The organism is Pseudomonas sp. GW821-FHT05D12 (assembly GCF_059419825.1).
In genome coordinates this window covers 121,347-145,635 of the sequence record NZ_JBWKSN010000016.1, presented here as the reverse complement: position 1 = coordinate 145,635, position 24,289 = coordinate 121,347, and the positions used below count along the sequence as shown (strand labels likewise).

Annotated in this window: 15 protein-coding genes, 3 tRNA genes and 1 riboswitch; of the genes, 16 read left to right on the top strand and 2 right to left on the bottom strand. The window is 62.1% G+C overall.

Translation table 11 applies throughout. From position 1 onward, the window contains the following. Window positions 1-165: 165 nt before the first annotated feature. A complete protein-coding gene (gene argR, locus AC07SI_RS26370; RefSeq protein WP_065909207.1) occupies window positions 166-1,146 on the top strand; it encodes a transcriptional regulator ArgR in 981 nt (326 codons plus the stop codon). Window positions 1,147-1,149: 3 nt separating this feature from the next. Here argR and AC07SI_RS26365 read toward each other — a convergent pair whose 3' ends face one another. Continuing rightward, the gene (locus tag AC07SI_RS26365; protein ID WP_495006799.1) at window positions 1,150-7,083 is read right to left on the bottom strand and encodes a dermonecrotic toxin domain-containing protein; all 5,934 of its coding nucleotides are present in this window, start codon (window positions 7,081-7,083) and stop codon (window positions 1,150-1,152) included. 304 nt (window positions 7,084-7,387) lie between these two features. Here AC07SI_RS26365 and AC07SI_RS26360 point away from each other — a divergent pair, with 304 nt between their 5' ends. The 7 genes from AC07SI_RS26360 to astE all read left to right on the top strand — a co-directional run bounded on the left by AC07SI_RS26360 (window position 7,388) and on the right by astE (window position 15,281). After that, window positions 7,388-8,608: an aspartate aminotransferase family protein gene (locus AC07SI_RS26360; RefSeq protein ID WP_106802838.1), complete on the top strand. Its 1,221-nt coding sequence runs from the start codon at window positions 7,388-7,390 to the stop codon at window positions 8,606-8,608. A gap of 244 nt (window positions 8,609-8,852) precedes the next feature. Then, entirely contained in the window at window positions 8,853-9,872 is a 1,020-nt protein-coding gene (gene aruF / locus AC07SI_RS26355) for an arginine/ornithine succinyltransferase subunit alpha (RefSeq protein WP_003175655.1), read from the top strand. A gap of 49 nt (window positions 9,873-9,921) precedes the next feature. After that, the gene (astA, locus tag AC07SI_RS26350; protein ID WP_065909213.1) at window positions 9,922-10,947 is read left to right on the top strand and encodes an arginine N-succinyltransferase; all 1,026 of its coding nucleotides are present in this window, start codon (window positions 9,922-9,924) and stop codon (window positions 10,945-10,947) included. After that, the gene (astD, locus tag AC07SI_RS26345; RefSeq protein ID WP_495006798.1) at window positions 10,947-12,413 is read left to right on the top strand and encodes a succinylglutamate-semialdehyde dehydrogenase; all 1,467 of its coding nucleotides are present in this window, start codon (window positions 10,947-10,949) and stop codon (window positions 12,411-12,413) included. Before astA ends, astD begins: the two co-directional genes overlap by 1 nt. A gap of 176 nt (window positions 12,414-12,589) precedes the next feature. Further along, a complete protein-coding gene (gene astB, locus AC07SI_RS26340; RefSeq protein ID WP_065909216.1) occupies window positions 12,590-13,936 on the top strand; it encodes an N-succinylarginine dihydrolase in 1,347 nt (448 codons plus the stop codon). A gap of 38 nt (window positions 13,937-13,974) precedes the next feature. Beyond that, window positions 13,975-14,265: a hypothetical protein gene (locus AC07SI_RS26335; protein WP_003214319.1), complete on the top strand. Its 291-nt coding sequence runs from the start codon at window positions 13,975-13,977 to the stop codon at window positions 14,263-14,265. Between the two features lie 11 nt (window positions 14,266-14,276). Beyond that, window positions 14,277-15,281 carry a succinylglutamate desuccinylase gene (gene astE / locus AC07SI_RS26330; protein WP_495006797.1) on the top strand — a complete coding sequence of 335 codons (1,005 nt, stop codon included), beginning with the start codon at window positions 14,277-14,279 and terminating at the stop codon, window positions 15,279-15,281. 178 nt (window positions 15,282-15,459) lie between these two features. Here the strand turns inward: astE and AC07SI_RS26325 are convergent, their stop codons facing one another. Next, window positions 15,460-15,969, bottom strand: coding sequence for a 6,7-dimethyl-8-ribityllumazine synthase (locus AC07SI_RS26325; RefSeq protein ID WP_003233516.1), 510 nt, complete (start codon window positions 15,967-15,969; stop codon window positions 15,460-15,462). A gap of 113 nt (window positions 15,970-16,082) precedes the next feature. Next, a riboswitch (FMN riboswitch) is annotated at window positions 16,083-16,252 on the bottom strand. A 191-nt stretch (window positions 16,253-16,443) separates the two neighbouring features. On the opposite strand from AC07SI_RS26325, the gene ltaE reads away from it, so the two are divergent. The 8 genes from ltaE to mgtE all read left to right on the top strand — a co-directional run bounded on the left by ltaE (window position 16,444) and on the right by mgtE (window position 24,182). Beyond that, window positions 16,444-17,448 carry a low-specificity L-threonine aldolase gene (gene ltaE / locus AC07SI_RS26320; protein ID WP_262133363.1) on the top strand — a complete coding sequence of 335 codons (1,005 nt, stop codon included), beginning with the start codon at window positions 16,444-16,446 and terminating at the stop codon, window positions 17,446-17,448. A gap of 146 nt (window positions 17,449-17,594) precedes the next feature. After that, window positions 17,595-20,213 carry an alanine--tRNA ligase gene (gene alaS, locus AC07SI_RS26315; RefSeq protein ID WP_495006796.1) on the top strand — a complete coding sequence of 873 codons (2,619 nt, stop codon included), beginning with the start codon at window positions 17,595-17,597 and terminating at the stop codon, window positions 20,211-20,213. Between the two features lie 95 nt (window positions 20,214-20,308). Then, complete coding sequence (locus AC07SI_RS26310; protein ID WP_065909223.1) at window positions 20,309-21,550, top strand: aspartate kinase; 1,242 nt, start codon at window positions 20,309-20,311, stop codon at window positions 21,548-21,550. Window positions 21,551-21,724: 174 nt separating this feature from the next. Beyond that, the gene (gene csrA, locus AC07SI_RS26305) at window positions 21,725-21,913 is read left to right on the top strand and encodes a carbon storage regulator CsrA (RefSeq protein WP_003175645.1); all 189 of its coding nucleotides are present in this window, start codon (window positions 21,725-21,727) and stop codon (window positions 21,911-21,913) included. A 62-nt stretch (window positions 21,914-21,975) separates the two neighbouring features. Continuing rightward, a tRNA-Ser gene (locus AC07SI_RS26300) sits at window positions 21,976-22,066 on the top strand. 108 nt (window positions 22,067-22,174) lie between these two features. Beyond that, window positions 22,175-22,251: transfer RNA gene (locus AC07SI_RS26295), tRNA-Arg, on the top strand. A 72-nt stretch (window positions 22,252-22,323) separates the two neighbouring features. Further along, window positions 22,324-22,400: transfer RNA gene (locus AC07SI_RS26290), tRNA-Arg, on the top strand. Window positions 22,401-22,739: 339 nt separating this feature from the next. Next, complete coding sequence (gene mgtE, locus AC07SI_RS26285) at window positions 22,740-24,182, top strand: magnesium transporter (protein ID WP_106802843.1); 1,443 nt, start codon at window positions 22,740-22,742, stop codon at window positions 24,180-24,182. Window positions 24,183-24,289: the final 107 nt, after the last annotated feature.

Sequence of the window (24,289 nt, the reverse complement as noted above, 5' to 3'; positions counted from 1 at the left end):
CCCCCCCCCCCCCCCCCCCCCCCCCCCCCCCCCCCCCCCCCCCCCCCCCCCCCCCCCCCCCCGCTCCCACATTTAGATCTTCACCCGCTTTTGAGATTTGTGTTGGTTTCCGGGCTAGCATTGGCCCTTGTCTTCATTACTGTTACTCGCTTCGGATAGCCCTCCATGACCGCCCATCGAATTGGTTTCCTGATTTGGCCCAGCACGAAAGCACTGACGCTTGCGCTGGCTGAGGAGGCCTTGCGCGTTGCTCAGCGGGTGCATCCGGATGTGGTGTATGAGCTGTCGTTCCTGCTCGCCGAGCCTGCGACCGATGGCGCCTGGCAGCTGCCGGGCGAGCCGTGGGCGGGCAAGCTCGAAGGCTTCCAGAAGCTGTTCCTGCTGGCGGACGAGCCGCCGACCGTGATCGCTTCCCAACTGAGCACCGCGCTCAAGCAACTGGTGCGCGCCGGGTGCGTGATCGGTGGCCTGTCGGCGGGTGTCTACCCGTTGGCCCAGCTCGGCCTGCTCGACGGCTACCGCGCCGCCGTGCACTGGCGCTGGCAGGACGATTTTGCCGAGCGCTTCCCCAAGGTCATCGCTACCAGCCACCTGTTCGACTGGGACCGTGATCGCCTGACCGCCTGCGGTGGCATGTCGGTGCTCGACCTGCTGCTGGCGGTACTGGCCCGTGACCACGGCGCCGAACTGGCTGGTGCAGTCTCCGAGGAACTGGTGGTGGAGCGCATCCGCGAAGGCGGAGAGCGCCAGCGTATTCCTTTGCAAAACCGCCTGGGTTCCAGCCATCCGAAGCTGACCCAGGCGGTGTTGCTGATGGAGGCCAACATCGAAGAGCCGTTGACCACCGACGAAATCGCCCAGCACGTGTGCGTGTCGCGACGACAGCTCGAAAGGATCTTCAAGCAATACCTCAACCGCGTTCCCAGCCAGTACTACCTGGAGCTGCGCCTGAACAAGGCGCGCCAGATGCTCATGCAAACCAGCAAGTCGATCATCCAGATCGGCCTGTCCTGCGGCTTCTCCTCGGGGCCGCACTTCTCCAGCGCCTACCGCAACTTCTTTGGCGCCACCCCGCGCGAAGACCGCAACCAGCGGCGCAGCAGCAGCCCGTTCGAGCTGTCGTCGGTACCGTCCGAACGCGGCTGAGGGTTACTCCTCCATGTCTACCGGTGTGTCAGGTGGCGCCAGCGGGAACCCCTGTTCGTCCTCCATGGCTTCTTCCACGCCCAGTTCGTAGCCCGTTTGTTGATAATAGCGGCGCAACAACGCAAGGCTCTGCGCCGACAGCGGGTTGTCACTCAGGTCGGAGTCGTCGTTGAGTGGCAGGGGCATTTCCAGCAAATCACTGGGCAGGTGCTGGATCAGGTTGCTGCTCAGGTCGAGCGCTTGCAGGCGCCCCAGCCCGAAAACGCTCTCGGGCACTTCACTCAGCCCGCAGTTGTGCAGGTACAGCGCCTTCAAGCGCGACAGGTTGCGCACATCTGGCGTCATGCCGAGCATGTTATCGCTCATGTCCAGATGCTCCAGTCCCCCCATGCCCGCCAGTAGCGCCTTGCTGCGAGGGGTCAGTTGTATGCGGTTGTCGGAGAGCGAAAGTTGGCGCAGGTGCTGCAGGCTGAAGATGGGCTCGGGAATATCCCCCAGGGCATAACGCTCGACGGTCAGGTGCGTGAGGTTGGGCAGGCACCTCAGCAGCTCGTCAATACTCTGGTTGGACCGCTCGCCGATCAGCTCCAGCAGTGTAACGTGAGGAAGCTGCGCATTCAGTTGCGGCAGATCTCCCAGCAACTGGGCATGAAAAACCAGCTTGTAGCTGTGTCGGGGCGGAAGTTCGCCGCCTTCGTCCAGCTCGGTTTCCCGGCGCCAGCAACGTTCCAGCAGGTCCTTGAAGTGGGCGCGTCGCAACTGCTCCTCGGCGCGGGTGCCCATGTCCAGCACGGTATCCAGAATCGGGTCACGCTCGGGGACATTGAGCACCCATTCCTGAAGCCGGGTACTCATCTGGTGGTATTCGGCCTTCAGTCGTGCCATGGCCGGTAGCGCCGCGTCGATATCGCCTGGCAGTTGAAAGAAGATGCGCCCCAGCTCGGTATCCGTGAGGCTGGGATACAGCGTCTTGAGCTGACGCAATACGGTGTAGGGCGGGCTGATTTTCCAGGCGTTATCGGTGCCCTGGAAGTGGATTTTGACCTGTTGCAGGGTTTGGGCTGACAACGGGTTATTGGACAGGTCGAAGGCGGCCGACAGGTCGGCGCGCAACGTGAACAACTGCGCCGGCACTTGGGTGATCTGGTTGTGGCTCAAGTCGATAGCCGTCCTCGGCGTGGCGGGCGATAGCAGGCTCGCCGGGATGTGGGTCAGCCCCGTGTTGCTCAAGGACACCTGGCCGAGCCTGTTCAAGCGGCGCACATCCGGCACCTCGCCGAGTGGGTTGTGGCTCAAGTCGAGGGATTCCAGCTGGCTCATCGCAGCCAGTGCATTGGCGGTGGTGGGTGACAGGCGGAGGCCGTTGCGGCGCAGGCGCAGGTACGTGAGCTGGCGCAGTGACGCGATGCCGAGGGGAAACTCTGCCAGCGCATAACGGTCAAGGGTCAGGCGTTTCAGGCCGGGAAATGCCTGCAGGAATGACCCCGGTTGCAGGGGCGCGCCACTGCCCTCCAGCACCAGCGCCGTCACATGTGGAAGTGTGATGCGCAGCGTTGCAAGTGTGCCGCTGACGGGCATGGCGAGGGTCAATGCATAACCGGGGGCAATTCCGTGATGCTGGGGATCCAGCGGCACTTCCCGACGCCACCCCGCTTCAATGGCCTCGATGAAGCGCGCGCGGTTGATGCGTTCTGCATGACTGGCAAGCGGGTCGTTTGCCCAGGGCGTCATATCGGTGCGAATGGCCTGGTACTCGATTTGGAAGCGCATCAAGGCGAGCCTGCCGGCCTCCAGGTCACCTGGCAGGGCAAACACGAAATGATTGATTTCGTCGTTGCTGAAGCTTGGGTAGAGCTGTTTAGCCAGCGCGAGGTCGGCCAGGGGCGCGTCGATTTCCCAGCGTTTGCCAGTGCGATGGTAATAGGCTTTGACGCGCTCCATCGATGCCTGTGTCAGCGGATTCGCAGACAGGTCGAATTTATCGCTGCTGGCGGCCGGCAGGTTGAACAGCGCGTCTGGCAGTTCGCGCAGCTGATTCTGCGAGAGCAGGGCCAGCTCCAGGCTCGGACGGTTGAGGAGGCCGCGCGGCAGTGCGCTGATGCCGGTCCTGCTCAGGTCCAGGTAGCGCAGATCCGGCATGCGCTCGACGCTGGGGACCTGATTCAAAGGGTTTTTGTACAGGTCCAGCGTAACCAGGCGGCTCATGGCGCTGAGTGCCGTCTGCTGTTCGGCGGTCAGGGTCAGCTGGCAGTCGCTGAGGATCAGCTCGTTCAAGTGGGGCATCGAAAACACGGGGGCGGGAAGCTGCTCAAGCCCGACGTGGCGGATCGTCAAGTGACGCAGCCTGGGGAACAAACGCAGAAAACCTTCGACCTGCTGCGTGCTGTGGTTGCCTTGCAACTCCAGCAGAGAAACATGGCTGAAACGCGCGCGCAGCTGCGGCAGCGGGCCCTGCAGCGGGACCGGCAGGCTGAGCCGATGGCCATTGCGCGCGGGCGTTTCGAAGTGATCGTCGATCTCGGTTTCGCGGCGCCAGGCCCGCTGGATTTCGTGGGCCCACAGACGGCGATCACGTCGTGCGTAGTCGTACTCCTCGGCACTCAGCGGGGCGCCTGTCTGTGGGTGCAGACGAGGTGTACTTCCTACCCAGCGCGCCAGGTCGTGGGTCATCCTCAGGTATTCGGTTTGCAGCGAAAGCAGGGTGGCCAACGCGCCACCGGGTTGGCTTTCGAGGCTTTGCACCAGCTCGCGGATCTGCGCGGTGGACAGCGCCGGCAGCAGGTCATGGGCAAGCTCTTCAGCGGACACCACGCGGTTTTCGTCCAGCCCCAGAGGCGCGACCGCGCGGTAACCCGCATCGCCGCCACGCAGGCGCATGAACTTTGGGTCGTACTCAGGTTTTTGCGCTGGGTCGGTGTCGAGTAGTCGACGCAGGGCGTCGCGCCCCAATGCATGTTCGGCGAGGGTCTGTTTGAGCCGCTCGCCTTGGCCGATATGGAGGTTCAGAGCAGTGCGCCGGCTGTCTGGCAGGGCCTGGAGAATCGCGGTGTAAACGTCGCTTTGGCCAAACAGTTCGGTCTGGTCCGCATACGGAATGTATTGGCCGTCGGCCGTGGCGACCAAGGTCCGGCTGATTTGCGCGTCAGGCGGGCCGATGGCGTCCAGCAAGGCGCCATCGATCCGGTATTGGCGGACTTCAAGGCGCGTGCCCGGCTGCCATCCCGGTAGATTTTCCAGTGAGTGCAGGGCCAGCGTGGCGGTGTCCGGGCTTTCGACGGTCTCCAGGTACAAACCTTCATACGCGCGGGTGGTCCTGACTTCCTGTTGGCCCCAATACGCCAGGTCGCGCAGGCGCTTGGGGAGTGTTCCGGCATCGATTGCCCGCAGTTCCTCGCCACTGGCACTGGCGAGGATTTCTTCGCCGACGCTGGTAGGCAGCCCGGCCTCGGGCGCCGCGTCGAGGATCTTTTGCACGCGGGCATGGCGGGCGCGATCTTCACCGCGATAGCGCGAATCGAACAGCGAGAAGCGCTTGTCGTAAGCCAGGCGCGCGAGCTTTTTGCGTAACACCTTTGCCCGGGTTTGCGCCGAGGCGGGCGGTGTGCCGAAAGGCTCTTCCAGCAGGGTCTTGCGCTCCTGTTCATCCAGGCTTTCCAGAAGGATCTGCAGCAGGTCGCCGTTTTTCATCTGGGCCTGGTGGACTTGCACCACGCTGGCCCCGTCGGCCCTGGCGAATTCCCAAAGTGTGTGGCCCTGGGCGTCGAGGAAACGCAGGGTTTTGGTCTGCGGCCATAACCCATAGCTGACCAGCAGTTGCAGCTGGGTTTGCGCGTCGGCCTGGTGAGAAATGGCCGGGTCGTCGCTATTCATCTGCGTAATGAAATCCTGCAGGTCCTGGTCGATCCTGAAACGCTTGAGGGTGTCGGCCAGCAGCGGTGGCGCCGGCTGCTGGTTGAGGTGCAGGTGGCGCAAGCCGTTGTCGTGGGTGTCGCTGACCCGGCGCGCCTGTTGCAGGCGGCTGTCGCTGAGGCCTTCGGTCCGGTAGCCGAGGCGGCGCATCAGGGTGGGGCTGTCCCAGCTCAATGGGCGTTCAAGCTCCGTTACCCAGGCGCCTTCGCCGTTGGTCATGACCTGTGGGCGGTAGGCGCTGGCGCGCTCGGGGTGCTTGAGGGTGTAGCGGGCAGATTCGGCCTCATGGTGCACTGCATAGTGCTCCTCGCCCAGGCGCAGGATCGATTCGCCGTGGTGCTGATACAGCCCCTGCTCGTCGGGCCGCGCGCCCTTGGGCAGTTTTATTGCCCTGCGATAGGGGGCAAGATCCGGCTGCCACAGGCGCGCTGAGCCATCGGGCCGCGTCACGGGTTTCAGGCGCTCGAAAAATCTGCTCAGTTCGGCAGGTAGCGCGGCGCGCAGCAGGTCCTGGGCGATGGGTATGCCGATGGCAAACATCCCCAGTTGCACCAGTTGCTCAACCAGCGCCAGGGTATGCCCCAGGGCTTCGCGCTGCAGGCCTTCGACCCAGTCGAAGGCACCTTCGAAGGCATCGTCCAGCACCTGGTAGGCGGTGTAGCCGAGCATCAGCGCGCCCAGTGGCGGCACGAACGGCACGGCGATAAAGGCGATGATCTGCAACAGCGTGCTGCCGACTTTTTCAATCAAGGCCCAGCGTTCCCAGCGGGCTTTGCGGTCGGTGCTGGCGGTGGAGACGGCGCGGCTGCGGGCGTCATCGAGCAGTTTGCTGAGTTTCATCTGGTAGAGGTGTTCAAACAGGTCGCGCTCGATCTTTGCCGCGCGAAATTGCAGGTTGGGTCCGGCTACCGGGGTCTGGCGCCAGCTGGGCAGCGGGTCGCCGGGGATATGGGCATGCCAGGTCACCTGGGTGAGGCGCTGATTGAGGTCGGCGAAAAACAGGCTCAGGTCTGCGGCGCCGATAAAACGACTGAAGAAGCGCTGGTAGTCGGGCGTGCGCAGCTTTTCGCAGAGGGCGAGCATCAAGGCGCGGGTGCTGGGGTACTGCTTGATCGGGTGTTCAGGGTCGTCCGGGATCCAGGCGATGACTGGCACCACCTGCCGGCTGGCGTCCAGGTCTTCGGCAAACAGCACGATGCCGGTGAGGCGCGTCGACATGATCACCAACTCGTAACACAGCAGGGGCTTGCAGCCGTTGGCACTGCTGGGCTGGCCCTGCAGCAGGCCCATGAGGGTGTCGTGGCTGGCCTGGGGCAGGTCTTGTTTAAGCACGGCCATGTACAGCGCCAGTTCGAGGCTCGCCAGGTGGCTGCGCTTGATCGTGTGCTGCAGGCTGGCCTGGGCTACCGGGTTGTCCAGCCCCAGGTAGTCGCTGAGATAGCGCTGGTAGCGCTCGCCGATGTCCAATGTCCTGCAGAGGGTGGTGAACTGCGCAATCGAGAGTTTCGCGCCGATGGCCGGCAGTGGCTGGAACTGCCCGCCAGCGCCAGGACGCGTGGTGAAACCGGAGTTGGCGTCATAGCCGTCGACCGCGGTTTCGGACTCTTCGAAGTTATGCAGGGCGGCATCCAGCAGCGACACGCTCCAGGTGCGTGCGGCCCCGGGTTTGAGCGTAAACCCGGCGAGCGTCAGGGGAATGTAGAGCTGCAGGTAGGTGTTGCGCACGTCTGGCTCGAGGCCGTACTGATCCTTGAGTGCCGTTTGCAGGATTTCGGCGGCAAAAACCTCGGGGCTTTTGAGGCGCTCCATGGCCTGGTCCACACGGTTTTGTGCGCTCCAGGCCTGGCTGTTGAGGCGTTTAAGTGCCTGGTGCTGTTGCTCACTGGCATTTTTTAAGCCGTCGGCGAGGATCAACGCCGGCTGGGCCAGGGCATTGCGTTTAAGGGCCGAGGCGGCGCCCAGCCAGTCGGGCAGGGCATGTTTGAGGATTTCGTAATGCGGTACGGTGCTGCTGGGCTGGTCGGCCATGGGTCGTTCCTTGACGATCGCTTGGGAGGTTGCAGCAAAACAGCTGGCAGGGTGGGCAGGGTGGTAGACAGTTAGCGCCGCAGGGATTTGCACGCATCCACCGATCTGCCTGCCCACGGAGGGCGTGCACGGTTTAAACTGCGCCATTGCGACGCTATTTGTCGCATTGGCGTAAACCCGCGTAAAACCGGGGTTGGCGCTATAAGAAGTTGTCGCTTGGCGACAAGGTCGCGCTGAAAACTGTCCTTACAATCCCTGCATCGCCCGCCAGTTCCAGGCAGGCGTTCCTCTTCAGGAGACTCCGATGTCCGTTGAGCAAGCCCCGGTGCAACGTGCCGATTTCGACCAGGTCATGGTTCCCAACTATGCACCTGCTGCCTTTATTCCCGTGCGTGGCGAAGGCTCCCGCGTCTGGGACCAGGCGGGTCGCGAGCTGATCGATTTTGCCGGCGGCATCGCGGTCAACGTATTGGGCCACGCCCACCCGGCGCTGGTCGGTGCACTGACCGAGCAGGCCAGCAAGTTGTGGCATGTCTCCAACGTTTTCACCAACGAGCCGGCCCTGCGCCTGGCCCACAAGCTGATCGACGCCACCTTTGCCGAGCGCGTGTTCTTCTGCAACTCCGGCGCCGAAGCCAACGAGGCCGCCTTCAAGCTGGCCCGTCGCGTCGCGTTCGACCGTTTCGGCACTGAGAAGTACGAGATCATCGCCGCACTGAACAGCTTCCACGGCCGTACCCTGTTTACCGTCAACGTCGGTGGCCAGTCGAAGTATTCCGATGGGTTCGGTCCGAAAATCACCGGCATCACCCACGTGCCTTACAACGACCTGGACGCGCTGAAAGCCGCTGTCTCGGACAAGACCTGCGCCGTGGTGCTGGAACCGATCCAGGGCGAAGGCGGCGTACTGCCGGCTGAACTGGCCTACCTGCAAGGCGCCCGCGAGTTGTGCGACGCCAACAACGCGCTGCTGGTGTTCGACGAAGTGCAAACCGGCATGGGCCGCAGCGGCCACTTGTTCGCCTACCAGCACTACGGTGTGGTGCCGGACATCCTCACCAGCGCCAAGAGCCTGGGCGGCGGCTTCCCGATTGCGGCGATGCTCACCCGTGAAGACCTCGCCAAGCACCTGGTGGTCGGCACCCACGGCACCACCTACGGCGGCAACCCGCTGGCCTGCGCGGTCGCCGAGGCGGTGATCGATGTGATCAACACGCCCGAGGTGCTGGCCGGCGTCAACGCCAAGCACGACCTGTTCAAGGCGCGCCTGGAGCAGATCGGCAAGCAGTACGGCATCTTCACCGAAGTGCGCGGCATGGGCCTGCTGATCGGTTGTGTGCTGAGCGATGCCTTCAAAGGCAAGGCCAAGGACGTGTTCAACGCCGCCGAGAAAGAAAACCTGATGATCCTGCAAGCCGGCCCCGACGTGGTGCGTTTCGCCCCGAGCCTGGTGGTGGAAGACGCGGACATCCAGGAAGGCCTGGACCGTTTTGAACGTGCCGTGAAGACGCTGACACACGCTTGATGGACCGTTCGGTGCCCAAACGATTGGGCATCGAACCTAAATTTTTGTGCCGGGCCTCTTAATTGGAGCTGTGAAGATCCAATGTGGGAGCGGGCTTGTTCGCGAAAGCGGTGGTTCAGTCACCTGAAATGCTGAATGACACACCGCTTTCGCGAGCAAGCCCGCTCCCACACTTGACCTCACTGGTTTCAAGACCGTGCCTGGCATTTTTTCCTGTGAGTTTTTCGAGTTAAGGAGTGACACCATGCTGGTGATGCGCCCCGCGCAAATGGCTGATCTGGGCGAGGTACAGCGTCTGGCTGCGGACAGCCCGATTGGTGTCACCTCCTTGCCGGATGATGTCGAACGCCTCAGCGACAAGATCGCCGCCAGCGAAGCGTCCTTCGCTGCCGAGGTGAGTTTCAACGGTGAAGAAAGCTATTTCTTCGTGCTTGAAGACACCGAGACCGGCAAGCTCGCCGGCTGCTCGGCCATCGTCGCCTCGGCCGGTTACTCGGAGCCGTTCTACAGCTTCCGTAACGAAACCTTCGTGCACGCTTCCCGCGAGTTGAAGATCCACAACAAGATCCACGTGCTTTCCCAATGCCACGACCTCACCGGCAACAGCCTGCTCACCAGCTTCTACGTGGTGCCGGAACTGGTCGGTTCGCCGTGGTCGGAACTCAATTCCCGTGGCCGCCTGTTGTTCGTCGCCAGCCACCCCGAGCGCTTTGCCGATTCGGTGGTGACCGAGATTGTCGGCTACAGCGACGAGAACGGTGATTCGCCGTTCTGGGACGCCATCGGTCGCAACTTCTTCGACCTCAACTACGCCGCCGCCGAGCGCCTGTGCGGGCTGAAAAGCCGCACCTTCCTCGCCGAGCTGATGCCGCATTACCCGATCTACGTGCCGCTGTTGCCGGACGAAGCCCAGGAAGCCATGGGCCAGGTCCACCCGCGAGCGCAGATCACCTTCGACATCCTGATGCGCGAAGGCTTCGAGACCGACCACTACATCGACATCTTCGACGGCGGCCCGACGCTGCACGCGCGGGTGTCGGGGATTCGCTCGATTGCCCAGAGCCGCGTGGTGCCGGTGAAGATCGGTGAGATGGTCAAGGGCGTCGGCCGCCAGTACCTGGTGAGCAACGCGCAATTGCAGGATTACCGCGCGGTGATGCTGGAGCTGGACTACGCGCCCGGCAAACCGGTGACCCTGGACCTGGCAGCGGCCGAAGCCCTGGGCGTCGGCGAAGGCGCGAGTGTGCGCCTGGTAGCGGTTTAAATAGAGTTTCGCGGGTGGCTGACAACAGCGGCCCGTTCGAGGAGATAGCATGATCGTTCGTCCCGTACGCAGCAGCGATTTACCGGCCCTGATTGATCTGGCGCGCAGCACCGGCACCGGCCTCACCACCTTGCCGGCCAACGAAGAGCGCCTGACCCACCGGGTTGGCTGGGCGGAAAAAACCTTTCGCGGCGACGCCGGGCGCGGCGATGCCGACTACCTGTTCGTGCTCGAAAACGACGAAGGCCGCGTGGTGGGTATTTCCGCCATCGCCGGCGCGGTCGGCCTGCGCGAGCCCTGGTACAACTTCCGGGTCGGCCTGACCGTCAGTGCATCCCAGGAGCTGAATATCTACCGTGAGATTCCGACGCTGTTTCTGGCCAACGACCTCACCGGCAACTCCGAGCTGTGCTCGTTGTTCCTGCATGCCGATTACCGCAACGGCCTCAACGGTCGCATGCTGGCCAAGGCGCGCCTGCTGTTTATCGCCGAATTCCCACAGCTGTTCGGCAACAAGATCATTGCCGAGATGCGCGGCGTGTCCAACGATGCCGGGCGTTCGCCGTTCTGGGAGAGCCTGGGCCGGCACTTCTTCAAGATGGAATTCAGCCAGGCCGACTACCTCACCGGTGTGGGCAACAAGGCCTTTATCGCCGAGCTGATGCCGAAGTTTCCGCTGTACAGCTGCTTCCTTTCCGAGGACGCGCGCAATGTGATCGGTAAGGTTCACCCCGATACCGAACCGGCGTTGAGCATGCTCAAGAGCGAGGGCTTCAGCTACCAGGGCTATGTCGATATCTTCGACGCCGGCCCGGCGGTGGAGTGTGAGACCACCAAGATCCGTGCCGTGCGCGACAGCCAGTCGCTGGTGTTGGCCATCGGCACGCCAGGTGACGACGCTACGCCGTTCCTGATTCATAACCGCAAGCGCGAGGAGTGCCGCATCACCGCCGCTCCGGCCCGTCTGGCGGCAGGTACGCTGGTGGTCGATCCGCAGACCGCCAAGCGCCTGCAACTGGTGGTGGGTGATCAAGTGCGTGCTGTTCCGTTGTCTGCTGCCCGGGAGTCCAAGTAATGAATTCGCTGTATATCGCAGGTAGCTGGCTGGCCGGCCAGGGTGAACTGTTTGAATCGCGCAACCCGGTGACCCAGCAAGTGCTGTGGGCCGGCAATGGCGCCACCGCCGAGCAGGTCGAGTCTGCCGTGCAGGCTGCGCGCCAGGCATTTCCGGGCTGGGCCCGGCGTCCGCTGGAAGAACGCATCAGCGTGCTCGAGGCCTTCGCCGCGACCCTGAAAAGCCGCGCCGACGAAATCGCCCGCTGTATCGGTGAGGAAACCGGCAAGCCGTTGTGGGAATCGGCCACTGAAGTCACCAGCATGGCCAACAAGATCGCAATCTCGGTGCAAAGCTACCGCGAGCGTACCGGCGAGAAGAGCGGCCCGCTGGGCGACGCCACCGCTGTGCTGCGACACAAGCCGCATGGCGTGGTAGCGGTGTTTGGGCCGTACAACTTTCCGGGGCACTTGCCGAACGGGCATATCGTCCCGGCGCTGCTGGCGGGCAATACCGTGCTGTTCAAGCCGAGCGAGCTGACCCCGAAAGTCGCTGAGCTGACGGTGCAGTGCTGGATCGAGGCCGGCCTGCCGGCAGGCGTGTTGAACCTGCTGCAGGGCGCACGCGAAACCGGGATCGCCCTGGCGGCCAATCCGGGGATCGACGGCCTGTTCTTTACCGGTTCCAGCCGCACCGGCAATCACCTGCACCAGCAGTTCTCCGGGCGCCCGGACAAGATCCTGGCGCTGGAAATGGGCGGCAACAACCCGCTGGTGGTCGACGAAGTGGCCGACGTCGATGCGGCGGTCTACACCATTATCCAGTCGGCGTTCATCTCGGCCGGCCAGCGCTGCACCTGTGCGCGTCGCCTGCTGGTGCCGGAAGGTGCCTGGGGCGATGCCCTGTTGGCGCGGTTGGTGGCCGTCAGCTCGACGATTGCCGTCGGCGCGTTCGACCAGCAGCCGGCGCCGTTCATGGGCTCGGTCATCTCCCTGGGCGCGGCGAAAGCCTTGATGGACGCCCAGGAACTGATGTTGGCCAATGGCGCCGTGGCGCTGCTGGAAATGACTCAGCCCCAGGATCAGGCTGCACTGCTGACGCCGGGCATCATCGACGTGACTGGCGTGACCGAACGCGAGGATGAAGAACTGTTCGGCCCGCTGTTGCAGGTGATCCGCTACGCTGATTTTGCTGGCGCGATTGCCGAGGCCAACAACACCCAGTACGGCCTGGCCGCTGGTCTGTTGTCGGATTCCGAAGCGCGCTACCAGCAGTTCTGGCTGGAAAGCCGCGCCGGTATCGTCAACTGGAACAAACAGCTGACCGGCGCCGCCAGCACCGCGCCGTTCGGCGGGGTAGGAGCGTCGGGCAACCACCGCGCGAGTGCGTATTACGCGGCAGATTATTGCGCGTACCCGGTGGCCTCCCTTGAGACCCCGAGCCTGGTGTTGCCTGCGTTGCTGACCCCAGGCGTAACGCTTAAGTGAAAGTGACACCGATCTAATGTGGGAGCTGGCTTGCCTGCGAAGGCATCACCTCGGTGTATCTGCATGACCGAGTTGCCCGCATCGCAGGCAAGCCAGCTCCCACACTTGATCGGGTTAACAGATACAGATCTGCACTTGATGCCTATAAAAATACAGATGTTCGTGGAGCCTCGCCGATGAAATCCTATGAAGTCAATTTTGACGGTCTAGTGGGGCCGACCCATAACTACGGCGGTTTGTCCTACGGCAACGTCGCGTCCCAGAGCAACAGCCAGCAGTCTTCGAACCCGAAGGAAGCGGCGTTGCAGGGCCTGCAGAAAATGAAGGCCCTGATGGACATGGGCTTTGTGCAAGGGGTGCTGGCGCCGCAGGAACGTCCTGACGTGGCCGCCTTGCGCAACCTGGGGTTCAGCGGCACCGACGCCCAGGTTATCCAGCAGGCCGCCAAGCACGCGATGCCGCTGCTGGTCGCCAGTTGCTCGGCGTCGAGCATGTGGGTGGCCAACGCCGCCACCGTCAGCCCGAGCGCCGACACGGCGGATGGCCGCGTGCATTTCACCGCCGCCAACCTCAACTGCAAGTACCACCGCAGCATCGAACACCCGACCACCAGCCGCGTGCTGGGGGCGATGTTTGCCGATGCGCAACACTTCGCCCATCACGCCGCGCTGCCGGCGGTGGCGCAGTTCGGCGACGAAGGCGCGGCCAACCACACGCGTTTCTGCCGTGAGTATGGCGAAGCCGGCGTGGAGTTCTTCGTGTTCGGCCGCAGTGCGTTCGACACCCGTTACCCGGCCCCGCAGAAGTACCCTGCGCGCCAGACCCTCGAAGCCTCCCAGGCGGTTGCACGCCTGCACGGCCTGAAGGATGAAGGCGTGGTCTACGCCCAGCAGAACCCGGCGGTGATCGATGCCGGCGTGTTCCACAACGACGTGATCGCGGTGGGTAACGGCGAGGTGCTGTTCTATCACGAGGATGCCTTCCTCAATACCGAGCAGATGCTTGGCGAACTGCAAGGCAAGTTGGGCAAATTGGGCGGCAACTTCCAGTCGGTCTGCGTGCCGCGCGCCCAGGTCAGCGTCGAGGACGCGGTGCGTTCCTACCTGTTCAACAGCCAGTTGCTGACCCGCGCCGACGGTTCGATGCTGCTGATCGTGCCGGAAGAGTGCCGTGCCAACGAACGCGTGTGGCAGTACCTGCAAAACCTCACGGCGTCAGGCGGGCTGATCCGCGAAGTGAAGGTCTTCGACCTCAAGCAGAGCATGCAGAACGGCGGTGGCCCGGCCTGCCTGCGCTTGCGCGTGGCGTTGAACGAAACCGAGCTGGCGGCGGTGAACCCAGGCGTTATCATGACCGCGCCGTTGTACGACACCCTGACCCAATGGGTGAACAAGCACTACCGCGACAGCCTGCGCGAAACCGACCTGGCTGACCCGCAATTGTTGCTGGAGTGCCGGACGGCATTGGATGAACTGACGCAAATCCTTAAACTGGGCGCGGTTTATCCTTTCCAGATCAATTAACGCCACCTTCTTTTACGCCCAATGCCGAGAGCTACTTTATGACCACCGACACCCTGAAACTGATTCTTGAAGACACCGACGGCACCCAGCTGGAAACCTCCTGCACCCGCGTCGCCGTGGTCTGGCAGGGCAAGGAAATCTGGATCCAGCACGACGGCCGTGGCCAACTGCTGATCGGTGTGGACGTGGAAGAAGGCGACGCCGAGTACGCCAACCTGCTGATGCGTCCGCTGGCCACCAACCTGATGAGCCTGCAACTGGAAATGGAACCGGCCGACGTTGAAGGTGATGACGACGATCACGTCCACGGTCCTGGCTGCAACCACTAAGGAAGCTGCGTATGCTCGCCCTCGGCAAACTGCTTGAACTGACCCTCGCCGGTCGTGAACCGGCGCAAAAAATTCAACTGACTGTCGACGGCGTGCAGATGCGCTGGCTCAGCGAGGGCGCGCTCGAAGTGCGCCCACCGCAAGCGAAGGACAACGGCAGCGACCTGCTGCTGTCGTCCGGCATCCATGGCAACGAAACCGCGCCGATCGAACTGCTCGACCGCCTGTTGCATGGCATCGCCCGTGGGGAGATCAAGCCCCGCACCCGTATTCTGTTCCTGTTCGGCAACCCCGAGGCCATGCGTCGCGGTGAGCGTTACCTCGAACTGGACGTCAACCGGCTGTTCAACGGCCGCCATGAGCAAAACATCGGCCCGGAAGCCATGCGTGCTGCCGAGCTTGAGCAACTGGCCCGCAGCTTCTTCAACCAGCCCGGTCGTTCGCGCCTGCATTACGACCTGCACACCGCCATTCGCGGCTCGAAGATCGAGCAGTTTGCCCTGTACCCGTGGAAGGACGGGCGCCAGCATTCACGTCACGAGCTGGCGCGCCTCAACGCTGCCGGCATGCAGGCGGTGCTGCTGCAGAACAAGACTTCGATCACTTTCACTGCATTTACCTACGAGCAGCTGGACGCCGAAGCCTTCACCCTGGAATTGGGCAAGGCGCGGCCGTTCGGGCAGAACCAGGGCGTGGACGTGTCCCGCCTGGAGACGCGCCTGAAGCAGATCATCGAGGGCAATGAGCCCGAGACCGACAGCCTCGACGGCCTGCAGCTGTTCGCGGTGTCGCGCGAAGTGATCAAGCACAGCGATGCCTTCCTGCTGCACTTGCCGGCGGACGTGGAGAACTTTTCGCCGTTGGCGAAGGGGTATCTGCTGGCCGAGGACGTGGCCAAGACTCGTTGGGTCATCGAGGAGGAGGGCGCGCATATCATCTTCCCCAATCCGAAGGTGAAGAATGGTTTGCGGGCAGGGATATTGATTGTGCCGACCACGGATGCGGGCCTGGCCTGAAGCCCGAGGCTTGCCGGGATCCAAATGCAGGAGCTGGCTTGCCTGCGATCGGGTTGACTCGGTCCAACTGGCAGACCGAGTTGATCCTATCGCAGGCAAGCCAGCTCCCACACAAGCCAGCTCCCACACAAGCCAGCTCCTACACAAGCCCAGCGCTGAGGCTGGGCTGGGGTGTGGCTTAGACGGCTACGGCACGCGGCTCGCTGCGACGGATCGCGCGTACTTTGTGCAGGGTGTCGGCGCAGGTACGTGCGGCTTCCTGGCCCTTGTGCACGAAGTGCTCGTAGAAGAAGGTGTGGTGCTCGCTGCCCGCGTGGAAGTGGTGCGGGGTCAGGGAGACCGAGAACACTGGCACTTCGGTTTCCAGCTGCACTTGCATCAGGCCGCTGACCACTGACTGGGCGACGAACTCGTGACGGTAGATGCCGCCGTCCACCACCAGCGCAGCGGCAACGATACCGGCGTAGCGGCCGGTCTTGGCCAGCAGCTTGGCGTGCAGGGGCATTTCAAAGGCGCCGCCGACTTCGAAGAAATCGATATCCGATTCCTGGTAGCCCTGGGCGATCATTTCGGCGAGGAAGCCTTTGCGCGATTGGTCGACAATATCCTTGTGCCAGCAGGCCTGGATAAACGCGACGCGCTCGCCGTGATGGTTTTTGCTTTTGCTGTCGATTGCGGTGGGTTGCATGTTCTGACTCCTGTTTAAGAAAAAAACAGGGCGTTATGAATCGAATGGGATTTAAGGGTACGCACGGCTGTGGCATGCAAGCATGCGGTCAGCGTTCGGCCCTCAGGTGCCAATCCCGTTCTCTCTTCATCCGGACTATGACCGTCGGCCCCGGGATCACACCGGGTCTGCTGACCTTGTCGCCGTCCTGCGTGAGCAGTTCGAGGCGCCAAGCGCTCGCGGGCTATGCACATTGCGTGCAATTACCGCCGGTGGGGAATTGCACCCCGCCCTGAGAACGTTGCCGCCAGAACCCTGGCGGCGGAGAGTTTTTAACATGGTTTTTCAGAAACTGCACGATTGCCGTGTCGATAAGCTATATCGGTTTGTTTGGTTGGTATTCGATTGAAGACGCATGGGGCTTGATATTCCGCGGCTTTGCCCGCAGTAATCATCCACAAAAGGAACTTACTCAACCCTTGAGAGGCGTGCTTCATGTCTGTGATCGACCTGCGCAGCGACACCGTGACCCAACCCACCCCCGGCATGCTCGACGCGATGGCCCATGCCGTCAGTGGCGACGACGTCTACGGTGAAGACCCCAGCGTCAATCGCCTGGAAGCCGAACTGGCCAAGCGCCTGGGGTTTGCCGCCGCGTTGTTCGTGCCCACCGGCACCATGAGCAACCTGCTGGCGTTGATGGCCCACTGTGAACGCGGCGAGGAATACATCGTCGGTCAGCAGGCCCACACCTACAAATACGAAGGCGGTGGCGCCGCCGTGCTCGGTTCGATCCAGCCACAGCCGCTGGAAGTGCAGGCGGACGGCTCGCTGGACCTTGCCCAGGTGCTGGAAGCGATCAAGCCCGACGATTTCCACTTCGCGCGCACCCGGCTGTTGGCCTTGGAAAACACTATGCAAGGCAAGGTGCTGCCGCTGGCGTACCTGGCGAAAGCGCGGGCGTTTACCCGCGAACACGGCCTGGCGCTGCATCTGGACGGCGCGCGCCTGTACAACGCGGCCGTCAAGCTTGGGGTGGATGCGCGCGAGATCGCCCAGCATTTCGATTCGGTGTCGGTGTGCCTGTCCAAAGGCCTTGGCGCGCCGATCGGCTCGGTGTTGTGCGGTTCCACGGCGCTGATCGCCAAGGCCCGGCGCCTGCGCAAGATGGTCGGCGGCGGCATGCGCCAGGCCGGCTCACTGGCGGCAGCAGGGCTGTATGCCCTGGATCACCAGGTCGCGCGCCTGGCCGACGACCACGCCAATGCCCAGTGGCTGGGAGAGGCGTTGCGCAACGCCGGTTACGCAGTGGAGCCGGTGCAGACCAACATGGTCTACGTGCAGATCGGCGATCGCGCCCAGGCCTTGAAGGCGTTTGCCGCCGAGCGCGGGATCAAATTGAGCGCCGCACCGCGCTTGCGTATGGTCACGCACCTGGACGTCAGCCGGGCGCAGATCGAGCAAGTGCTGGAGACATTCGTCGAATTCTCACGCAAATGACCGTGCAGACCGTCTAATTGAGCCGCTCTATCGCATAAACACGCTGTACCACCGGCAAAGGGCCGATATAATGCGGCCCTTTGCCGTCGCTTCGTCTGATGATGTTGCGCACTGGCCTTTGGCCGCAGCCTCCGTGGAAGAACCTAATGAAAAGCGCAGAAATCCGTGAAGCCTTCCTTCGCTTCTTCGAAGAGCAAGGTCACACCCGTGTCGCCTCCAGCTCCTTGATCCCAGGCAATGACCCCACCCTGCTGTTCACTAACGCGGGGATGAACCAGTTCAAGGACTGCTTCCTGGGCCAGGAAAAGCGCGCCTACACCCGCGCCGTCAGCAGCCAGAAGTGCGTGCGCGCCGGTGGTAAGCACAACGACCTGGAAAACGTCGGCTATACCGCCCGTCACCACACCTTTTTCGAAATGCTCGGCAACTTCAGCTTTGGCGATTATTTCAAGCAAGACGCGATCAACTTCGCCTGGACCTTCCTCACCGGCGTGCTGAAACTGCCGAAGGAAAAGCTCTGGGTCACCGTCTACGCCAGCGATGACGAAGCCTACGACATCTGGACCAAGGAAGTCGGCGTGCCGGCCGAGCGCATGGTGCGTATCGGCGACAACAAAGGCGCACCGTACGCCTCCGACAACTTCTGGACCATGGGCGATACCGGCCCGTGCGGCCCCTGCACCGAGATCTTCTACGACCACGGCGCCGACATCTGGGGTGGCCCACCGGGCTCGCCAGAGGAAGATGGCGACCGTTACATCGAGATCTGGAACAACGTGTTCATGCAGTTCAACCGCACCGCCGACGGCGTGTTGCATCCGCTGCCAGCGCCGTCGGTAGACACCGGCATGGGCCTGGAGCGGATCAGTGCGGTGATGCAGCACGTTCATTCCAACTACGAAATCGACCTGTTCCAGAGCCTGCTGGCGGCTGCCGCCAAGGCAATCGGTTGCGCCAATGAAGAGCAGGCATCGCTCAAAGTGGTGGCTGACCATATCCGTTCCTGCGGCTTCCTGATTGCCGACGGCGTGCTGCCGTCCAACGAAGGCCGTGGCTACGTGCTGCGTCGCATCATTCGTCGCGCCTGCCGTCACGGCAACAAGTTGGGCGCCAGCGGCAGCTTCTTCTATCAGATCGTTGCGGCCCTGGTCGCCGAGATGGGCGATGCATTCCCGGAACTCAAGCAGAACCAGGCGCACATCGAGCGCGTGCTCAAGGCCGAAGAAGAGCAATTCGCCAAGACCCTGGAGCAGGGCCTGAAAATCCTCGAGCAAGACCTCGCCAACCTGCAGGGCACCGTGGTGCCGGGCGACGTGGTGTTCAAGCTCTACGACACCTACGGTTTCCCGATGGACCTGACCGGCGACATCGCCCGTGAGCGCAGCCTGACCCTCGACGAGGCAGGTTTCGAGCGCGAGATGGAAGCCCAGCGTGTGCGTGCACGTTCCGCCAGCGCGTTCGGCATGGACTACAACAGCCTGGTCAAGGTTGACGTGGCCACCGAATTCACCGGCTACAAGGCCACCAGTGGCGCGGCCAAAGTGGTTGCCCTCTATAAGGAAGGTCAGTCGGTCGACGTGTTGAATGAAGGTGACGAGGGCGTGGTCGTACTCGACCAGACGCCGTTCTACGCCGAATCCGGTGGCCAGATTGGCGACTGCGGTTTCCTCAACGCTGCGAACGGCCGTTTTGACGTGCGTGACACCACCAAGACTGGCGGCGCCTTCCTGCACCACGGTGTGCTGGCCTCGGGCAACCTGACCGTCGGTGCGCCAGTGGAAGCCCAGGTGGACGCCGACGTGCGCCACGCGACCTCGTTGAACCACTCGGCGACCCACCTGCTGCACGCCGCGCTGCGCCAGGTATTGGGCGAGCACGTTCAGCAGAAGGGTTCGCTGGTCGACAGTCAGCGCCTGCGCTTCGACTTCAGCCACTTTGAAGCGATCAAGCCTGAGCAGATCAAGGCCCTGGAAGACATCGTCAACGCCGAGATTCGCAAGAACAGCCCGGTGGAAACCGAAGAAACCGACATCGAGACCGCCAAGGCCAAGGGCGCCATGGCGCTGTTCGGCGAGAAGTACGGCGACAACGTGCGCGTGCTGAGCATGGGCGGCAGTTTCTCGGTGGAACTGTGTGGCGGTATCCACGCCAACCGTACCGGCGACATCGGCCTGCTGAAAATCATCAGCGAAGGCGGCGTGGCCTCGGGCGTGCGCCGCATCGAGGCGGTAACCGGTGCTGCGGCCCTGGCCTACCTCAACGCCGCTGAAGAACAACTCAAGGAAGCGGCCACCCTGGTCAAGGGCAGCCGCGACAACCTGATCGACAAGCTGTCCGCCGTGCTGGAGCGCAACCGTGCGCTGGAGAAACAGCTGGAGCAGTTGCAGGCCAAGGCCGCCAGTGCCGCGGGCGACGATCTGTCGGCCGCCGCCGTGGACGTCAAGGATGTGAAAGTGCTGGCCGCACGCCTGGACGGTCAGGACGGCAAGGCGCTGTTGGCGCTGGTCGATCAGTTGAAGAACAAGCTCGGCCGCGCAGTGATCCTGCTCGGCAGTGTCCATGAGGATAAGGTCGTTCTGGTTGCCGGTGTAACCAAGGACCTGACTGGCCAACTCAAGGCCGGTGATTTGATGAAGCAAGCCGCCGCGGCAGTGGGCGGGAAGGGCGGTGGTCGTCCGGACATGGCGCAAGGCGGTGGTGTAGACGCCGGTGCCCTGGACGCGGCCCTGGCCCTGACCGTGCCGTTTGTCGAGGCAGGTATTTAAGGCGCTGTTAACCCGCCCGTGGTCTAGTCGCGGGCGGGTGCAGTGCGGATGGATTGGATAATAGGCGCCCCTTTACGGGCTGAGGCGGCTTGGAAATGGCTTTGATCGTACAGAAATTTGGAGGCACCTCGGTCGGCTCTGTCGAAAGAATCGAGCAGGTGGCCGACAAGGTTAAGAAATTCCGCGACGCCGGCGATGACCTGGTGGTGGTGCTGTCGGCCATGAGCGGCGAGACCAATCGCCTGATCGATCTGGCCAAGGCAATCAGTGGCGACCAGCAACCGCTGCCGCGTGAGCTGGATGTGATCGTGTCCACCGGCGAGCAGGTGACTATTGCCCTGTTGGCCATGGCGCTGAACAAGCGTGGCGTGCCAGCGGTGTCCTACACGGGCAGCCAGGTGCGCATCCTCACCGACAGCGCGCACACCAAGGCGCGCATCCTGCAGATTGACGATCAGAAAATCCGCAGTGATCTGAAAGCCGGCCGCGTGGTAGTTGTAGCGGGCTTCCAGGGTGTGGACGAGCAGGGCAACATCACCACCCTCGGGCGTGGCGGTTCGGACACCACCGGCGTGGCGCTGGCAGCGGCCCTGAAGGCCGATGAGTGCCAGATCTACACCGATGTGGATGGCGTCTATACCACCGACCCGCGTGTGGTGTCCGTGGCCCAGCGCCTGGACAAGATCACCTTCGAAGAGATGCTGGAAATGGCCAGCCTCGGTTCCAAGGTGCTGCAGATCCGTGCGGTGGAATTCGCCGGCAAGTACAACGTTCCGCTGCGCGTATTGCACAGCTTCAAAGAGGGTCCGGGCACCCTCATTACTATTGATGAAGAGGAATCCATGGAACAGCCGATCATTTCCGGCATCGCTTTCAACCGCGATGAAGCCAAGCTGACGATCCGTGGCGTGCCAGACACCCCGGGCGTGGCATTCAAGATCCTGGGCCCTATCAGCGGCGCGAACATTGAAGTCGACATGATCGTGCAGAACGTTTCGCACGATAACACCACCGATTTCACGTTCACCGTGCACCGCAACGAGTACGATGCGGCGGAGCGGATCCTGCAGAACACGGCCAAAGAGATTGGCGCTCGCGAAGTGGTTGGCGATACCAAGATTGCCAAGGTGTCGATCGTGGGCGTGGGCATGCGTTCCCATGCCGGCGTTGCCAGCCGCATGTTCGAGGCCCTGGCCAAGGAAAGCATCAACATCCAGATGATCTCCACCTCGGAAATCAAAGTCTCGGTGGTGATCGAAGAGAAGTACCTGGAACTGGCTGTACGCGCGCTGCACACCGCTTTTGAGCTGGATGCTCCGGCCCGACAGGGCGAGTGATGCAATGCCAGGAAGGCGCGGTTACCGCGCCTTTCATTTTTTTGTAGGGCGCATGGTCTTTTGTGTGCGCTCGACAATACTTAGGTCGTTAGGGCTATGACTGTCAGGTCGTAGGTCGAACGCCTTTTTTTTGCAGACTGTTGTTCCTGAACTGAAATGCGTGAGGAGAAAGGTATGCTGATTCTGACTCGTCGGTGCGCAGAAAGCCTGATTATCGGTGATGGCGAAATCACCGTGACCGTGCTCGGCGTCAAAGGCAATCAAGTGCGTATCGGGGTTAACGCTCCGAAAGAGGTAGCGGTACACCGCGAGGAAATTTACCTGCGGATCAAGAAAGAGAAGGACGAAGAACCAAGCCTTTAATTTTTATCGTTTTTTATGTTTGCAAACGGGGATGAACGTGGTTAATATACGCCCCGTGTTGCGGAGAGCTGGCCGAGTGGCCGAAGGCGCTCCCCTGCTAAGGGAGTACACCTCAAAAGGGTGTCGGGGGTTCGAATCCCCCGTTCTCCGCCATTATTTGCTTAGTACGTTGCAATCTGGTTTTTTCGCTAAGTTGTTGAAACTAAACGAAAAAATAGCTTTACATAGAGATTGAACGGCCTATAATGCGCGGCAACAAATGCACTCGTAGCTCAGCTGGATAGAGTACTCGGCTACGAACCGAGCGGTCACAGGTTCGAATCCTGTCGAGTGCACCATTTAAGAGTTAGTTGCAGCAATGCAGGTAGCTCGGCTTCAACCAGTTGTGATCTGGTCTAAAAACACAATCTGCACTCGTAGCTCAGCTGGATAGAGTACTCGGCTACGAACCGAGCGGTCACAGGTTCGAATCCTGTCGAGTGCACCATACAAACAAAAAGCCCGCCTAGTGCGGGCTTTTTGCCGTCTGGGATTTGTGTCGGATTTTATCTTTTTCTGCTGCTTCCTGTGTTTTCCTTCCGGGCTGCGTCGTCGCAGTTCATAGATGCGGCCAATGCTCAGCTTTGGCTCGCAAGCGCTTGTTCTTTCCAGTTTTTTAACGTTAAAAGCGAGCGCACGGTGTATCATTGCGCCCGTCAGCCCCGCCGGGGCTTGTGGAATACCTCCATGGACTTACCCAGTAGTTACTCAGTACCCCGTTTTACCAATCATGAATTGACTGATTGATCCTTCCGGCGTGCCCCGCTGCTGGGAGTGGAGTTCGCCTATGACCGAAGTAGAAGTAAAGAAAACTCAAGAAAGCCTGCAGGATCGCCTGGCTCAAGTCATCGAGCTGCTGCAGCGCCAGCGTGTGGTCGAAGAACTCACGCACCGCCAGGATGGCCCGAACCGCGACCGTGTTGAAAACCTGGTCCACCGGCAAAACCTCGTCGAGCTGCAACGCAAGCTCGATGACCTGCACTCCGCCGACGTCGCCTATATCCTCGAAGCCTTGCCACTGGATGATCGACTGACCCTCTGGCAGTTGGTCAAGGCCGACCGCGACGGCGACATCCTGCTTGAAGTCTCCGACTCGGTCCGTGAAACCCTGATCGCCGACATGGACGATCACGAGCTCCTGGCTGCGGCCAAGGAGATGGACGCTGATGAGTTGGCCGACCTGGCCCCTGAGCTGCCCCGTGATGTTGTCCATGAGCTGATGGAAGCCCTCGATGGCCAGCAGCGTGAGCGCGTGCGCTCCGCGTTGTCCTATGACGAGGATCAGGTCGGCGCCCTGATGGACTTCGAGATGGTCACCATCCGCGAAGACGTCAGCCTGGAAGTCGTCCTGCGCTACCTGCGCCGGTTGAAGGAGTTGCCCGGCCATACCGACAAATTGTTTGTGGTCGACTACGAAGGCATCCTCAAGGGTGTGTTGCCGATCAAGCGACTGCTGGTCAACGACCCCGAGAAGAAAGTTGCCGATGTGATGGCCAGCGACCCGGTGAGCTTTCACCCGGACGAAGACGCCTATGACGCCGCGCAGGCGTTCGAGCGTTATGACTTGATCTCCGCTCCGGTGGTCGACAAGAACGGCAAGCTGATCGGCCGTCTGACCATCGATGAAATGGTCGACCTGATTCGTGAAGAGAGCGAAACCGAAGTCCTCAACATGGCGGGTCTGCGTGAAGAGGAAGATATTTTTGCGTCAGTCTGGCGTTCATTGCGCAACCGCTGGGCCTGGCTGGCCGTCAACCTGATCACGGCCTTCATCGCGTCGCGGGTGATCGGGCTGTTTGAGGGCTCTATCGAGAAGCTGGTGGCTTTGGCGGCATTGATGCCGATCGTGGCGGGGATTGGTGGCAACTCCGGCAACCAGACCATCACCATGATCGTACGCGCCATGGCGCTCGACCAGGTCAATACCGGTAACACCTCGCGGCTGATGCGCAAGGAGCTGGCCGTGGCGCTGATCAACGGCGTGGTGTGGGGCGGCGTGATCGGTATCGTCGCTTACTTGCTGTATGGCAGTTGGTCACTGGGCGTGGTGATGACTGCTGCCATGACTCTCAACCTGCTGCTGGCTGCGTTGATGGGGGTGTTGATCCCCATGACCCTGGCACGCCTGGGGCGCGACCCTGCGATGGGTGCCAGCGTGATGATTACCGCCATGACTGACAGTGGTGGCTTCTTCATCTTCCTGGGCCTGGCGACAATCTTCCTGCTCTGATCCTCCACGGCACGCCGGCTCCCCTGTAGGAGCTGGCTTGCCAGCGATCGCCTTCACGCGCCGCATCGCCTGAATCGCCACCAAGCGGGCTCCTGCACAAATTCCAG